Raw genomic sequence first — 14,160 nt, forward strand, 5'->3', positions numbered from 1 at the left:
CCGACCGTAGACCGCCGCTGATTGCATGACTAATGTCCTTTCTCCTGGTATTCATGCGTTCTGGTCATATCCCGATCTAGGGTGGTGGCGTGTCTCATGATTGGCCCGCGATCCTCCGACTCCTCCCCGTGCTCGTCGCAGTGGCACAGACCGGGAGCGTTACCGCCGCCGCCACTGAACTCGCTGTTCCACAGCCGACGGCGAGCCGGTCGCTGGCTCGGCTGTCCGCCCTGGTCGGCACTCCCCTGGTGCGCCGCGATGGCCGCGGGGTGGTCATGACGGAAGCGGGGACCCGGCTCGCCGAGGCCGCCCAGGACGGCATGGCGCTCATCCGGACCGGACTCGCCGAGGTGCGGCAGGCCGGGGACGTCGAGCACGGACGCCTCGACCTCGCCTTCCAGACCCTCCTCGGCGAGAGCTTCGTGCCGGATGTGATCCGCCGCTTCCGTCGACGATGGCCGCATGTGGGCTTCGGTCTCCGGCACGGCTCACGCGCCCTCTGCCTGCGGGCAGTGGCGGACGGCGAGTCGGAGCTGGCGATCGTCGCGGATCCGCCTGACCTTCCCGGCGCCACGACGACGACCCTCTACACGGAGCCGCTGCTCGCGGTGGTCCACTCCCGGCATCCGCTCGCCTCGCGCCGCGTCGTCACGGTCGATGATCTTCGCGGCCTCGACCTGATCATGCTCGCGCCCGGCTACGGCCTCCACGACTCGGCCCGGCGCCTGCTCGCCGTGGACGGGCGCGACCCCGTTCCCGCGTTCGAGGTCGGCGACTACCGCGCCGCTCGCGGCCTCGCCGCCGCCGGCCTGGGTCTCACGATCCTGCCGCCGAGCCCGTCCTCGGTCGACGACAACGTCCGTGAGATTCCGATCGACGACCCTGGCGCGAGCCGGGAGATCGGTGTGCTCGCTCGTGACACCGGCAATCCTGTGGTCCCCGAGTTCCTGCGGGCCCTGCATGCCGCGGCCGCGGCCCGGAGCCGGTGACCTCCGCTGCGCTTTGCTGTCAAGCACAGGAAGCGGGGGCGCTTCGTGCAGCAAGTTTCGGGAGGGTCCTCGCACCGCCAGCGTCACCCCTTTCCCCACTCCAGCACCACGTCACCGAGGACGGACCCGGTCACGATCCTTCTCCGCACCCGCGCCAACCGCTGGACCGTGCGCACTCACCGCAGCTGCGTCGTCCTCGGCATCATCACCCTCGTCACCGATCTCCCCCGCCCGGCCTACCGCACGGTCCGCCTCGACCCGGCCAGCGGCGACCGGATCCTCCTCCGCGACACCGCCGCGCTCGAAGAAGCCTTTGCCGTCCTCCTCGCCGGCCTCGAGCACTCCCGGATCGCCGCCGCGGCTCCTCCGGCCGACGCGGCCTCCGCCTCCGCCGCGATCGACCGGCCGCTGGAGTTCGAGGACGCCGCCTAGCCACCTGGCTCCCGCCCCCTGGCTCCCGCCACCCGGCTCCCGCCGCGCGAACTCCCGCGCTCTCGGAGGCCGTGGCCCACCGGTCATCCGAGTCCCCCCTGCTCCACCGTGCGCGTGGTGTCCGACGGCGGGTCCGCCTGCACCAGATCGCCGGGACCGACGATCCGACGAAGCCATGCCGGCCGCCGTGATCGCGCGAGGGCTCGGCGCCATTGGGCGTCGTTACCGGCCAGTAGGTGAGGGTCGAGCGGACGGTAGCCGTCCCCCGTGCGCTCCTCGACCAGCACGATGTCGGGTCCGGAGCGGTGCAGCCGCCGACTGGGTTCCCGCTCAGGATGCGGATGCCCGGCGCGCGTGCGGAGCTGCTGCTCGAGCTGCTCGGGATCCTGAGCCCACCATGTGGTGACGCCAACGCGTCCGTCCGGAAGCAGGAAGCGCTCGGTGATGCGGTAGGGGTGGACGTGCTCGGTCATGTGGTGCTGCCTTTCGAGGTGATGGTTCGGGGAGCCCGGGCGGCGCTGAGGCTGCCCGGGCTCCGGTTCACGAGGTGCGGGTCGAGTGGCGGCGGCGCAGGGCTCTCAGCGCACCGCCCGCAAGCAGCAGGACGCCCGCTGCGGCCGCGAGGGGTCCCGCCGCCGCTCCTGTCGAGGCGAGGACCGTCGGCAGGAGTCCGACCGGAGGAACCACCACCTGCGCGCAGCTCGCCCCGCCGTCATCGGCGCACGGGTGCCGGACCGTCGTCGGTTCGAAGCCCTCCGGGACGTCCGTCAGGCGCGCCCGGTTGGGGATGATCCAGGCGTCGACCCCGTCCGCGACCCGCCCGGTTACGGTGAACATGGTCGATGAATCGGCTGCCAGCGTCAGGTCCTCGATCGAGAGGTCGGACGAGGCCGGACCGCCGTCCTGCGAGATCGTCACGTCGCTCAGGTGCGTGAGTTCGGGGACGTCGGTGAGCGTCAGCCCCTCCGCCGGTCGCGCTCCCTCATTGGCGACCACGATGCGAAACCCGGCCCGCCCGCCGTGGTCGACGCTCTCGTCGAGCGCGGTCTTCTCGAGCGACAGCCGACCCTCGACGGGTGGCACGGGAATCTCTGCGCAGGAGAAGGAAGCGTCATCAGCGCACGCATTCTCGATGGTGGGCGGGTCGAAGCCCTCGGGTTGATGCGTGATCGACACGCGGTTGGGCAGGGTCACGGCCTCATACCCGTCGGCGACCCGACCGCTCACATGCAACGAGACCTGCCCGCCGGCAGGGATGTCGAGACCCGTGACGGGCTCCACGGCCGGCTGCGTTCCTCCCGCGCCATCCTCAATGCTCGGCTCGATCAGGTGGTCGAGCGTCGGCACGTCGGTCACCGTCACGTCGGTCGCGTCGATCGACCCGGTGTTCGCCACGACGATATCGAACCCGGCCGTGCCGCCGTGCTCGGCGCTCGGTTGCGTTGCGGTCTTGCGGAGCAGAAGCGACCCGTCGCCCACGACGTGCCGAACGGTGGCGCAGCCAGTGGCGTCGGTCCCCGTTCCGGACTCAGCGGGCGCAAAGGGCGCATCGGCGAGGCAGGCAGTGTTGACGAGGGCGTCGTCTCCGGCGCCGGTCACGACCACGTCGAAGGTCATCTCGGCGGTCGCTCCGACCGCAAGCCCGCCCGCCGACCAGGAGAGACGGCCTGTCGCCGGGTCGACCGACGCTGCACCCTGCGATGTCCAGAGCGAGTCCGCGTCGAGGTCGGCGTCATCGAGTACACCCTCGTCGAGGTAGTCGATGACGACCGCATCGGAGTAGTCACCGGATCCGTCCGAGGTGAGCGTCACCCGGTAGGGCACGCGGACTCCGGGCAGCAGCGGGGTCGCGGAGTCGACCGAGGAGGACTTCGCGATGGTCACATGCGGCGCGAGCGGATCGAGTCGCGCGACTGCGACCGCTCCGTCGGAGCCGAAGGCCCAATCGTCGATCGCGCGCAGATCGCCGTAGGAGCCGTGTACCGAGTCGTTCTCGTTCGGCGCGCGCCCCTGACCGGAGTCGTCACCCTCCCAGCGGTGGATACCGCCGGAGGAGTCGGCACCGCTCGCCCCGGACGTCGCCGCAGCGGTGCTCGAGTAGCGTTCGGCGTTCGAGTCGGCAAAGAGCGAGTCGTCCCAGTGCACCGTTGACGATCCGTCTCCGCCGCCGGTCGAACGCACCACGGAGACTCCGCCGGTCGAGGACTCCGCGTCGACCCGGGTGAAGTGGAACTCGTTCGTCCGACCGACAGACGTGCGGAAGCTGACGCCGGCGTCGGCGACGTCGACCGCTCGACCCTGCGCATCGCGACCGTCCCAGTCGACCGAGAAGGGTCCGGTCGTGCCCGCGATGCGGGTGAGGTGAACATCGAGCTCGCCGTCGTAGGAGCCGTCTCCGTCGGTATCGACGTCGACGACCAGGGTGCCCGGCTGGGTCCCGAGGACGCCCGTCACGACACCCGCGTCAGAGCTTGCCGACGAGCGGCGGAAGGCGAGTGCCTCGATCGTCGGCGCCCGGTAGGCCGGGGCGATCGACTCCGGCAGGTCGGGCGACGGTGGATCGAGGAAGAGCTTGTACGTCTGCAGCCCGTCGATCCCGGAGCGTCCGGACGCCTGCACATACTGCGCGCCGATGCCGTCTGCCTCGGTCGACTGCGGCATGGGGACCGAGAGGTAGGAGGGATCGGACGACCCGACGCGCACGTTGCCCTTGTTGGTGGCCTGGAGCGTGGAGGCGACTCCGTCGTAGCCGCGCAACCCGAGCTCGTACCGGGCGCCCGTCTCGGTGACGGCATGGAGGGTGAATGAGGAGCGCCGCTCCTCGGGTGTGGCGTAGGACTCCTTCGCCCCGGACTGGATCGCGTAGGACGTGGACCACACCCGGCCGGCCAGCGCCGCACCCCGAGCGTCCTCTACTCCGATGCTCCACGCGAGGTTGACCGGAGCAGTCACGTCGTCGTCCGACACCTGGATCTCGAACACCCCCGTCTCGGTCGCGACGAACGTCCCTCCCGCGGAGACCGATGGTGCCGCTCCCGCCGCGAAGTCCTGCTCGTCGAGGACTGTGCCGTCGGGGGCCGTCACCCTGGCGGAGCCGCCTCCAGTCTCGCCCTCACCGGCGCCGGAGCCTCCCTTGAGCGGATGCAGGTCGACCCGCAGCGTCTCGCCCTTCTGTACCCAGGCCGAGACTGTCGTCACTCCGGCGTTCGTGGAGCCGCCCTGCAGCAGGGTGTTCTCGATCGTCGTGTGAGCAGCGTCGGCGGCGTAAGCCCGCGGCGGCGCGAGACCTCCGCCGAGCAGGCCGCCGACGAGCACGCAGCCCACCGTCGTGCCCACCAGTGCCCGTCCCGTCCGCGCTCGAGGTCGTCCGCGCTCGCCCCGCCCCGACAGTTCCGTTCGACTCATCTGATGTCCTCTCCTCTGCCTGCCGAGCGCTACGCGCCGGCGGCGACCGTTCAGCCCCACGTCAGGAGAGTATTGCTCGGGTCAATGTCACAGCCGCGGTTACGACGGGATCAGCAGATAACGGCGCGAGATAGAGCCTGTGGAGGGACGAAGCGGCGCGCCCAAGGTCTCGGAGGCGCGGCAGGGGCGGTCGGCGCTGGAGGCGGTGCGCGGCCGACAACACCGGGGCAGACCCGACGACATCGCCAGAGCGCATTCCCGCGGAAAGCGGTGCGGCCGTCGATCCCTCGGAAAAACGAAAACGGCCCGCCGAAGCGGGCCGTTCTGCTCTGTCTCAACCAGAGTGCGCCCGGAGGGATTCGAACCCCCAACCTTCTGATCCGTAGTCAGAGCTGGGGCGTCCACGGTCGTCCGCCGAGGCCGCTGGAGCCCGCGGCTTCTGTCCCCCGAGGCCGCCGAGACGGCCACGCATGTGGACACGTTGCTGTCAGCGTTGCTGTCCGTGGTGGGGTGGTGCTCCGATGACCACCGCCGACTGGCACGACCTGTTCGTCCCGACGCTCATGCCCGATGCGCCGGCTGGTCACGTGCGCATGCGTGCCGACGTGCTCCCGCCTCAAGTCTTCGGATCCAACGTCCGCAACATCGCTCGGGAATCGGAGTGGGATCGGATCCGCCTGGGCGTCTCGGCTCGCGCCGGGAAGCTATGCCAGATCTGCGGTGGCGAGTCGTACGGCCCGTATCGGAAGGTCCAGCATCCCGACTGCCACGAGATCTGGCGCTTCGAGGAGCGCAGCGACGGCTTGACTCAGGTCCTTGCGGGCCTCATCGCTCTGTGCAAGACGTGCCACAACACACAGCACGTCGGCCGAGCCCCGGACCTCGACCAGGTGATGGAGGTCCTGATGGGGCTCAACGGCTGGACAAGAGAGGAAGCGCGCGCCGACGTGCAGCGAGCCTTCGCCCGCCTCAAGCTGCTCCGCGATGTCGAGATCCACCTCGACCTGTCCTTGCTCGTCGGGCAGATCGTCGTGCCGAGCGCGCCTGACTTGCTCTTCACCTCAGCGGACCGTGAAGCCCTGGGCCCCTCATGGAAGCCTTCGGGACCTGCGACCAGGACGTCCGCCTCGACGTAGCACCGTCCCCGGACCAGCAACATGCCTCGCGATGGCGTCGGCACGCGGACCCGCCCCTCACGCGTGGAGAGGCGGGTCTTGCTGGTTAAGAGGCACCGGCATCATCACGGCGGCCCACCGAGGAGCGCCCGGACCGCAGCGGAGCGAGGACCGGACGCACCGCAGGTGGGGCACGCCGGGCGAAGCCCGGCGCTTGAACGAGTAAAGAAAGTTCTCACGGCTATGCCCGCAAGCGAAAGGTAGCCCATTGCCGCCGGAGGCCAAGTGCGCCTATGGTCGTAAAAACCGGCACAAAACATGGAGGACGCCTTGACGGATTTTGAGCTGGTCGGAGATGACCTTGACTCCGACCTCGGTCGCTTTCTCGACGAGATGAAGGCCCGCGACCCCCAAATGGGTGCCATACTCGTGCAACACGCTCAGCTCTTGGACTCCGCGAGCACCGACGAGGATCGCAAGCAAAGCAGACTCATCTTCAACAGCGCCGTCAAAGCAGAGCTGCAAAAGCTCGCCCACGAGGATGCATAATATGCCAAGGTGTTTTCTCACAAAGCTGTCCGTCGAGGGCTTTAGGGGTATTAACAATGAAGACTCGCCGCTAGTTCTGTCATTCAAGCGAGACGAAGTAAACTCAATCTTTGCCACCAATGGCTCAGGTAAGAGTTCTTTATATGAAGCCCTCCAGTATGCCTTCTTTGGCAAGGTTCCGCGTCTTGAGGAAATGCAGTCTGCCGAAAAACCCGAGAATTACGTGGCGAATATGTTTCACAGTACTGGCACTTCACGAATTGAGGTCACGTTATCTCCAGATGACAGTAGCGCCGACTCCGTAATTACTATTACTCGAAGCGCAGCTGGGGTCCGGCAGGTCAGTTCCCCAACAGGTCATCCAGACCCGCAAGACCTCCTGTCAAGCCTCGGGCAGGATTTTGCTCTTCTAGATTACGTCAACTTTACAAAATTCATAGACGATACGGCACTCGAGCGTGGGCGCTCATTCTCTTCCCTCCTGGGCCTCTCTGACTACGCAAACTACCGACGCGCGTTAAAGGCCGTCGAACAGACACAAAGCTTTAAGACGGACTTCGACATCCCCGACCTCGAAGCCAGACAAAAGCAGCTTTTGGGGAGCAAGGACCGAGCGCGGGCAGGATACAGTTCAAGATTCACTGAGGTCACGGGCACAGCGCATGACGATGGAATAAGCATTGAAGCATCGAGTGCCCAGATTGTGAGTTCACTTGCGTCGGTTCCGTTACTTTCTGCTGAATTAGCGGACAAGACCCTGCGTGACACTGACTTTGGCGCACTTCACGCAATTGTGCGCGAAGCGGAGGGAAACGAGTCCCAGGGAACTTTAGTAAAGCTGATCGAGGTGCGACGAGGCCTTACGGATACCCTGATCCAAGGCGAACAAGCAGCCAGCAACATTGAAGACATAAGCAAACTCGCGAACGAGCACCAACAAGCGCTTGCGGCTACGGCTGGGGCAGCGGCGCACTCGCTACTGCAAGCTGCAGAGGCATTTCTTACAGAGAAGCCCTCTTGGCCAGATGACAAGTGCCCGCTTTGCGAGAGCGAGTTGACGCATTCCTTGAGTGAGCACATCGCTGAAGAATTGAATACCTACGCGACAGAGTCCAGAGTCAGAGACGCGCTCAGGGATGCGGTACTAACGGGGCCACTACTGGCATGCTTGAAATCTTTCGAAAAGCAGTTCCCAGTTTTCGCCCCAGACGAGGCCGCATTATCACCTCGGTTGCGCGAAAGCGCCTCAAGCGGAAGCCTTTCGACTGAGGAGATCGACAAATACCAATTGCAGCTTGATGCACTCACAACAAAGGCTACCGAAAAGGTTGCTGAGCTTTCTGTCGCCATCGAGGCCATAGAAAGGGACCTCCCCCCTTCCCTGGTCACTCTAACGACGCAAATCGCGAGCGCAGAAGGCGCGCAGCTCGAACTGATCCAACATGAAGCCGCCGAGAAGGCGGAGATCACCACAACCCAGGAGCTCCAGACTTTCGCACGCTGGAAGAGCTTCCTCGGACAAGCTAACGCCGTATTCGCGGACGCCGAATCAGCATTATCGCAGAGAATCTTGGCAGACTTGAAGTCTGACTATCAAGCGCTCTTTCAGGATATTATGGTGGTTGGCGGCGTCGTGCCTTCGCTTGCGCGCTCAGGCTCCGGGGAGAACCTGAAAGTCGAGCTTTCGGATTTCCACGGACACCACGACGTGTCGGCGCGTGCTCTTTTGTCCGAGAGCTACCGCAACGCTCTGGCTATTTCCGTGTTCCTTTCAGCAGCGGTCAAGCACGGAAAAGCACCACGATTTGTCGTGCTGGACGACGTAACATCAAGCTTTGACTCCGGGCACCAATACAGACTCATGGAACACATTCGTCGGCACCTCCAGTACCCGATGAACCCGAACGGCCTGCAGTTCATCATGCTGAGTCACGACGTAAGCCTAGAAAAATACTTCGACAAGCTTGGTAATGATCCCGGTTGGAATCATCAAAAACTGCAGGGGTGGCCGCCAGCCACGCCTATCTCTATCCACGGACAAGATGCCGACCGACTCAAGACGGATGCGACACGCTTGCTAAATGCAGGTCAAGTACCCGAGGGCGCCGGCTTGATTCGCCAGTATTTCGAATTTGTTCTACTACAGATAATACGCAAGTTGAAGATACCTGTTCCGATTGACCTTGCTGTCAGCGACCACAATAAAATGGTCTCGTCATGTCTCGACGCAATAGTCGCCGCCGTCCGCTTGAACGACAGGGCAGGGCAGGTAGCACTGGATGCCAACCAAATTGCAGACTTGACGAAGCGATACGCGCCAGCTCTCATATCCAATCGGATCAGTCATTATGGAACCGCTGGGGCCGCCATGTTCTCGCCTCCAGTCCTGCTCGGTGTACTGGCAGATATAGACGCATTGCGCGACTGCTTCAAACACCAGGACGCAACGACAGGGAATTGGATATTTTACAAGTCAATTACGCAACGTTGATCTCGCCGTATGTCGCGCTGGGCACACTCCAGAGGCGCCCGAGAAGCGGAAGGAACCGAGTCGGCACACTGGAGCCGTGAAGAGGGGATCGAAGCACTAAGGCACGCACCCCAGCCGCCCGATTGGCCGTGACCGTTGAATACCAACGGGATGCGCCACCGACCGTCAGCCCATCTGGCGACAGCCCTTTAGTAGTCAAGCTCAGCATCATCGTGGCTCTCGGAGGATGATGAGCGCACAGGTTTCACCGCGCTGGTGTCCGTGGCTACTCGTAACGCAGGCGAGGACGCGGAAACATCGAAGCGCGAGAGCCGATGCGGAGGGAGGAACCGATGGGCACGAGCAAGCACACTGATCAGGCCCTGCAGCATGCACTCGCTGTCCAAGCGAAGATGGCCAAGCGCCTTGAGAAGCGGGGCGTGACCGCCCGCGCCACCAAGTCCGGCAAGTTCGTCGCCGTGACGTTCGTTCGACGAGGCAAAGCGACCACGGCGGAGCTGACCGAGAAGTAGGCCTAGGTGGACCGTGGCCCACGCGCGGCCACCGAGCCTCCTTGACGGCCGAAAGAGCACCCCGTATCTTTGCGCCATTGCTCCCCACCGTCCTTCGGGCTTGGTGGGGCCTCTTCTTCCCACGAGCCATCCAAGGCCGCTCGTAGCCGGCCGCTCGACACACGACCCGACCTCGCCTAGCTCAGCCGCCCTCCGCAGCCCGTAGTTGCCACTCCCCCGCCTTCAGGACCCAGTCTTGGCGAGCCGCCTCGCCCACCGGCCCACTGAAGTGCCGCAGATCATCCAGGCTCAGCGACGGGAAGCCCTTCAGGATCTTCGTGATGTCCGGGTCACTGCTGAGCATCTGTTCGAGCGCGATGACGCTCGCCTCGTTGTATCGCCGCGTGATGCCCTGCGGAGACGCCTGCTGCGCTCGGGCGAGGTCCGCTATCACAGGCCGCGGCTGGTGGAACTGATGCGCGTACGCCGTCACCAGTGCCCGCAGATCGGTGGCCGCCTTCGTGACCTTGTGCGCGTCCGACACGGACATGCGGAGGAGATCCTGGACGTCACGCGGCTTCTTGGGCCACACCATGCGGTCGAGATGCTGGCCGTTCTGCAGGATCTTGCCGTTGAGAGCACGCACCGCTTCGACAACCGGGCCAGGTACTAGCCCCCACCCCTCTAGCTCGTGGGACTCCTCCGGCTCCGTCATGCCCCCAGTCTCCCTCATAGCCAGCCGCCCCGCGTGGACGCAGTTCACTCTTGCGCGGTGCATAAACAAATATGTATGGTCGAGGCATCGGAGACCACGGTGGACGACTCGGGACTCCGTCGTGTGACCGCGTCGTCGAGATCTCTGGCCCCGACCTCCTCAAGCAAGGGGTCAATCAAGGGTGCTGAGCATCTCCGACACCGAATCGGGCGAAATTTTTCGTCCACCACCTCGTCAATCAAGAGATCAATCAAGGGTCACTGAGGATCGTCGATCCGGAACCCAGAGCGTGCGCACCCCGTGCACCCAGACCAGGAGGAACAACATGCCCGTCAAGAAATCCGGACTGCCCGTCAACAGCGAGAACTACTTCGGAGGCCCCGCCTACGCCGTCGGCGAGGTCGAGCCCCTCATGGAGTTCGAGAATGGCAAGCCCGTCAGCCAGCAGCATGACCGCGACACCAACAGGCCGATGTGGACCGTGCGCGTTTTCGACGCCGATCCCGACGCGCCGAAGGGCCAGGGCGAGGTGACCGTGAAGATCGTGTCGCCCACCCATCCGACGCTCCCGCCCGAGCTGCCGGGGCTCCCCTTCCGCCCCGTCATCTTCGATGACCTCGTGGTCGTCCCGTACGTGAAGGAGGGAACCGGCCGCCCTCGCGTCGCCTACTCGCTTCGAGCAGGTGGGATCCGGCCCGCCATCGTCAAGAAGGCCGGCGACTCGTGATCGTCGCCGAGCTGCGCAACTACGCCGCGGCTCTCTGGGCACTGGTGCGGCGGCACAAGCGCATCACGCTGCTGCTCGCGGTCCTCGGGCTACTGCTCGGACAGTGGCGGCCGGTCCAGGGCCTCTTCGCGATCGTGGCCATCGCCCTCGTGAGTGCAGGACTCGTGTGGCGCTACCGAGACGGGAGGTCGCTCGAAGCCCACGAGTTCGGCAAGTGGCAGCGGAGGAACCACGCTTTCATCCGCTCCGCCTGGCCCGAACTCATGATCCGCCTCGGACTCTCAGTTCGGTCGGCGGCAGCGACCTCGGAGATCCCCGCCATCAGCGCGGCCAAGTGGAACGGCTACTCCGTGTCGCTGCTGGTGCGTTTCCCGCTGGGCATGACGAGGGAGAACATCACCGCCGCGGGACCCGCGATCACGGAGTCCTTCGGCGCCGTGTCCGTCACCGTCGGTGCTGCGCCTGGTGGAGCACTCGTCGTCGTGAACTACGCGGACCCCCTCCGGGAGCCGATCCCGCTCGGAGATCCCTGGCACCACGTCGACCTCCGTGCCGTGCCTATGGGCGTGCAAGCGTCCGGCGCTCCGTGGGCCTTCCGTGTGGGCCCTCACACGCTCGTGGCCGGATCCTCGGGCTCGGGCAAGGGCTCGATGCTGTGGAGCCTCCTCATCGGACTGGGGCCGGCGATCCGTGAAGGGCTCGTGGAGGTCCGCGGCATCGATCTCAAGGGCGGCATGGAGTTGGCGATGGGCGAGGGCCTTCTCACCCAGTACGCGACCGAGCCGGAGGCCGCGGTGATCCTGCTCGAGCGCGCCTGCTCGGACATGCGGGAGCGCGCCGCCCTCCTGGCGGGCAACGTTCGCGAACACACCGTGAGCGTCGAGAGCCCCCATGTCCTCGTCGTCATCGACGAGCTGGCAGCGCTGACGGCGTACCAGACGGACCGCGATCTCCAACGTCGAGCGAATGCGGCACTCGCGCTTCTGTGCTCGCAAGGTCGCGCTCCCGGCTTCACGGTCTTCGCCTGCTTGCAGGACCCCCGCAAGGAGACGTTGCCCGTCCGCGGACTCTTCACCCAGACCATCGGCCTCCGTCTTCGTGACGCATTGGAGACCTCGATGGTCCTCGGCGAGGGCATGCGAGAGAAGGGCGCGCTCTGCCATCAGATACCGGCGGCGCTGCCCGGCGTGGCCTTCGTCGCACCCGAGGACGGCGGGGACCCCATTCGCGTCCGCGCTGCTTATGCCTCCGACGACGTCATCCGATACGCCGCCGCCACGTACGAGGCACCGCGGCATGAACTCATTCGGACTCCCGCCCCGGCGACCGCCGAGACGGACGACACACCGCCGCGCTCTTCCCGAGCGCGACGTAACCGCAAGACAGGAGAGGAATCATGACTCGCACAACTCGCACCCGGTGGTTCATCGGATCTGCGTTCGCCGCCCTGCTGCTCGTCACCGCGGCCGGAGCCGGCATCGTCGTGGCAACGAATGCAACGCCGAGCACGAGCGCGGCGGAGCAGCAGGGCTACAAGCAGGGGGTAGACGCCGCCCGGCGAGACTTCTGCAACCTGCAATTCGACAAGGAGGGCTCGCCGACCGTCGATGATCCGCGCACGTACAGCGGACTGCCGAGCTCGGTGGTCGTCGCGGATGACTCATGCACTTCCGACCTCGTCACGCTTTGGAACAATTCGCAGGAGCACGACGGATCCGACAAGCGAGCCTGCATCATCAACCGCACCTACGAGACGGTCGTGGCTGCGTACCTCTGCGAGGCACCGACGAGCAAGGGCTACTGATGCCGACCCTCGCCGACACCGTCACCGACCGCGTGCGGCGCCCCGACTTCGAGGAATGGATGAAGGGCGCAGCCGCCACCGGCTACTGCGCCAACCCCGTCCGCCTCGTCGGGTCGTCTCACGTCGTCGATGCGGTGTCCGGCGAGGTCGTCTCGTCGTACGAATCCGCGCGGCAGCCGGACGGCATCACCTACGTCCGTTGCGGCAACCGCCGCGCCGTCCGCTGCCCCTCGTGCAGCCGCGAGTACAAGGGCGACATGTGGCACCTCGTGGTCGCTGGAGCTGCCGGCGGATCCAAGGACGTTCCCGAGTCGGTGGGCACCCACCCGCTCGTGTTCTTGACCCTCACGGCTCCCTCTTTCGGAGCGGTCCATGCGTTCAAGAAGGCGCGCGGCTCCGGCTCCACTCGCTGCCGCCCCCGGTCGAAGAAGGAGCTGTGCCCGCACGGCCGCCCGGTCGGATGCATGAGCGTGCACGACGCTGACTCGCCTCTCGTCGGAGAGCCGATCTGCCGTGAGTGCTACGACTACGTCGGGCACATCGTCTGGCAGTGGCACGCGCCCGAGCTGTGGCGGCGCTTCACCATCGCGCTCCGTCGTCGAATCGCCCAGTCGCTCGGCCTGAGCGAGACGGCGACGCGGAAGCTCGTGCGGGTGCAGTTCGCAAAGGTGGCCGAGTTCCAGAAGCGCGGCCTCGTGCACTTCCACGCGCTGATCCGCCTCGACGGTGATGCTCGCCCGGACGATCCGTATCCGGCTCCGTCGGTGCTCATCTCCTCGTCCGAGCTGTCCCGCATGGCCATCGAGAGCGCGGCAGCGGTCCAGGTGACGGCCTCCCCCGTTGTCCCGGGGGAAGCCCCTCGCTCCCTCCGGTTCGGTCGACAAGTCGATGCGCGTGCCGTCGTTCGCCACCACGCGGAGAACGATGGCGAGCTCACGGATCGAGCGGTCGCGGCGTACATCGCGAAGTACGCGACGAAGGCCACCGAGGATGTGGACCCCTCGACAGTCGCCAACGGCCCTCGCCCGCACGTCGCGCAGCTCAAGCAGACCATCGAGGACCTTGCCCGGATCACGCGCCTCGGCTCCGAGGACGACTACGCGCTCCTCGGCAAATGGGTCGGGATGCTCGGATTCCGCGGCCACTTCGCGACCAAGTCCCGCCGCTACTCGACGACGCTCGGCAAGCTCCGCGCCGCCCGCCGTCTCTGGCAGAAGCGCATCTCCGCCAAGAGGGATGCGACTCACGGCGTGGAGAGCGACGAGGAAGACGACGAACTCGACGACGAGACGACCCTCGTCGTGGCCCAGTGGAGCTTCGCCGGGATGGGCTGGCTCACCAACGGCGACGCTGCTCTCGCAGCAGAGGCAGCCGCTCACGCGCGCGAATGGAACGACCAGCGCCGCGAACAGATGAAGACCAACCAGAACAAGGAGAGGTGA

13 protein-coding genes and 1 tRNA gene are annotated in these 14,160 nt (G+C 65.8%); 10 read left to right on the top strand and 4 right to left on the bottom strand.

What is annotated here, in order from left to right; genetic code table 11:
- Nucleotides 1-89: 89 nt before the first annotated feature.
- Both C1O28_RS11265 and C1O28_RS11270 read left to right on the top strand, forming a co-directional pair.
- Nucleotides 90-989: a LysR family transcriptional regulator gene (locus tag C1O28_RS11265; RefSeq protein ID WP_097167448.1), complete on the top strand. Its 900-nt coding sequence runs from the start codon at nucleotides 90-92 to the stop codon at nucleotides 987-989.
- A 168-nt stretch (nucleotides 990-1,157) separates the two neighbouring features.
- The gene (locus C1O28_RS11270) at nucleotides 1,158-1,421 is read left to right on the top strand and encodes a hypothetical protein (protein WP_097167447.1); all 264 of its coding nucleotides are present in this window, start codon (nucleotides 1,158-1,160) and stop codon (nucleotides 1,419-1,421) included.
- A gap of 83 nt (nucleotides 1,422-1,504) precedes the next feature.
- Here C1O28_RS11270 and C1O28_RS11275 read toward each other — a convergent pair whose 3' ends face one another.
- The 3 genes from C1O28_RS11275 to C1O28_RS15190 all read right to left on the bottom strand — a co-directional run bounded on the left by C1O28_RS11275 (nucleotide 1,505) and on the right by C1O28_RS15190 (nucleotide 5,260).
- Nucleotides 1,505-1,894: a hypothetical protein gene (locus tag C1O28_RS11275; RefSeq protein ID WP_097167446.1), complete on the bottom strand. Its 390-nt coding sequence runs from the start codon at nucleotides 1,892-1,894 to the stop codon at nucleotides 1,505-1,507.
- A gap of 67 nt (nucleotides 1,895-1,961) precedes the next feature.
- Entirely contained in the window at nucleotides 1,962-4,826 is a 2,865-nt protein-coding gene (locus tag C1O28_RS11280; RefSeq protein WP_127821506.1) for a DUF7927 domain-containing protein, read from the bottom strand.
- 344 nt (nucleotides 4,827-5,170) lie between these two features.
- Nucleotides 5,171-5,260 (bottom strand) — tRNA-Arg (locus tag C1O28_RS15190).
- A gap of 87 nt (nucleotides 5,261-5,347) precedes the next feature.
- Here C1O28_RS15190 and C1O28_RS11285 point away from each other — a divergent pair.
- The 4 genes from C1O28_RS11285 (at nucleotide 5,348) to C1O28_RS11300 (ending at nucleotide 9,493) form a co-directional block, all read left to right on the top strand.
- Nucleotides 5,348-5,962, top strand: coding sequence for an HNH endonuclease family protein (locus C1O28_RS11285; protein WP_097167444.1), 615 nt, complete (start codon nucleotides 5,348-5,350; stop codon nucleotides 5,960-5,962).
- Between the two features lie 297 nt (nucleotides 5,963-6,259).
- Complete coding sequence (locus tag C1O28_RS11290; RefSeq protein WP_097167443.1) at nucleotides 6,260-6,490, top strand: hypothetical protein; 231 nt, start codon at nucleotides 6,260-6,262, stop codon at nucleotides 6,488-6,490.
- A gap of 1 nt (nucleotide 6,491) precedes the next feature.
- Entirely contained in the window at nucleotides 6,492-8,981 is a 2,490-nt protein-coding gene (locus C1O28_RS11295; protein ID WP_160487570.1) for an AAA family ATPase, read from the top strand.
- 332 nt (nucleotides 8,982-9,313) lie between these two features.
- Nucleotides 9,314-9,493 (top strand): hypothetical protein, encoded by a 180-nt coding sequence (locus tag C1O28_RS11300; RefSeq protein ID WP_097167441.1) that lies wholly within the window; start codon nucleotides 9,314-9,316, stop codon nucleotides 9,491-9,493.
- A gap of 181 nt (nucleotides 9,494-9,674) precedes the next feature.
- On the opposite strand, the gene C1O28_RS11305 is transcribed toward C1O28_RS11300, so the two are convergent.
- On the bottom strand, nucleotides 9,675-10,187 hold the full coding sequence (locus C1O28_RS11305; RefSeq protein ID WP_127821508.1) for a hypothetical protein: 513 nt from the start codon (nucleotides 10,185-10,187) through the stop codon (nucleotides 9,675-9,677).
- A 325-nt stretch (nucleotides 10,188-10,512) separates the two neighbouring features.
- Between C1O28_RS11305 and C1O28_RS11310 the strand changes: the two genes are divergently transcribed.
- From C1O28_RS11310 to C1O28_RS11325, 4 genes are read left to right on the top strand one after another with little or no spacing between them, the layout of a single operon-like run.
- Nucleotides 10,513-10,914, top strand: coding sequence for a hypothetical protein (locus C1O28_RS11310; protein ID WP_086526876.1), 402 nt, complete (start codon nucleotides 10,513-10,515; stop codon nucleotides 10,912-10,914).
- Nucleotides 10,911-12,314 carry an FtsK/SpoIIIE domain-containing protein gene (locus tag C1O28_RS11315; protein ID WP_097167439.1) on the top strand — a complete coding sequence of 468 codons (1,404 nt, stop codon included), beginning with the start codon at nucleotides 10,911-10,913 and terminating at the stop codon, nucleotides 12,312-12,314. Before C1O28_RS11310 ends, C1O28_RS11315 begins: the two co-directional genes overlap by 4 nt.
- Nucleotides 12,311-12,718: a hypothetical protein gene (locus tag C1O28_RS11320; protein WP_097167438.1), complete on the top strand. Its 408-nt coding sequence runs from the start codon at nucleotides 12,311-12,313 to the stop codon at nucleotides 12,716-12,718. Before C1O28_RS11315 ends, C1O28_RS11320 begins: the two co-directional genes overlap by 4 nt.
- Nucleotides 12,718-14,160: a replication initiator gene (locus tag C1O28_RS11325; RefSeq protein ID WP_097167437.1), complete on the top strand. Its 1,443-nt coding sequence runs from the start codon at nucleotides 12,718-12,720 to the stop codon at nucleotides 14,158-14,160. Before C1O28_RS11320 ends, C1O28_RS11325 begins: the two co-directional genes overlap by 1 nt.

It is taken from the genome of Rathayibacter rathayi (assembly GCF_004011095.1).
GTDB lineage: Bacteria > Actinomycetota > Actinomycetes > Actinomycetales > Microbacteriaceae > Rathayibacter > Rathayibacter rathayi.

What these genes read in the sequence shown, in the direction of transcription:
- C1O28_RS11310 (WP_086526876.1), top strand. Translation starts at nt 10,513, where the DNA reads ATGCCCGTCAAGAAATCCGGACTGCCCGTCAACAGCGAGAACTACTTC.
- C1O28_RS11305 (WP_127821508.1), bottom strand. Translation starts at nt 10,187, where the DNA reads ATGACGGAGCCGGAGGAGTCCCACGAGCTAGAGGGGTGGGGGCTAGTA.
- C1O28_RS11280 (WP_127821506.1), bottom strand. Translation starts at nt 4,826, where the DNA reads ATGAGTCGAACGGAACTGTCGGGGCGGGGCGAGCGCGGACGACCTCGA.
- C1O28_RS11295 (WP_160487570.1), top strand. Translation starts at nt 6,492, where the DNA reads ATGCCAAGGTGTTTTCTCACAAAGCTGTCCGTCGAGGGCTTTAGGGGT.
- C1O28_RS11325 (WP_097167437.1), top strand. Translation starts at nt 12,718, where the DNA reads ATGCCGACCCTCGCCGACACCGTCACCGACCGCGTGCGGCGCCCCGAC.
- C1O28_RS11285 (WP_097167444.1), top strand. Translation starts at nt 5,348, where the DNA reads ATGACCACCGCCGACTGGCACGACCTGTTCGTCCCGACGCTCATGCCC.
- C1O28_RS11275 (WP_097167446.1), bottom strand. Translation starts at nt 1,894, where the DNA reads ATGACCGAGCACGTCCACCCCTACCGCATCACCGAGCGCTTCCTGCTT.
- C1O28_RS11290 (WP_097167443.1), top strand. Translation starts at nt 6,260, where the DNA reads ATGGAGGACGCCTTGACGGATTTTGAGCTGGTCGGAGATGACCTTGAC.
- C1O28_RS11300 (WP_097167441.1), top strand. Translation starts at nt 9,314, where the DNA reads ATGGGCACGAGCAAGCACACTGATCAGGCCCTGCAGCATGCACTCGCT.
- C1O28_RS11320 (WP_097167438.1), top strand. Translation starts at nt 12,311, where the DNA reads ATGACTCGCACAACTCGCACCCGGTGGTTCATCGGATCTGCGTTCGCC.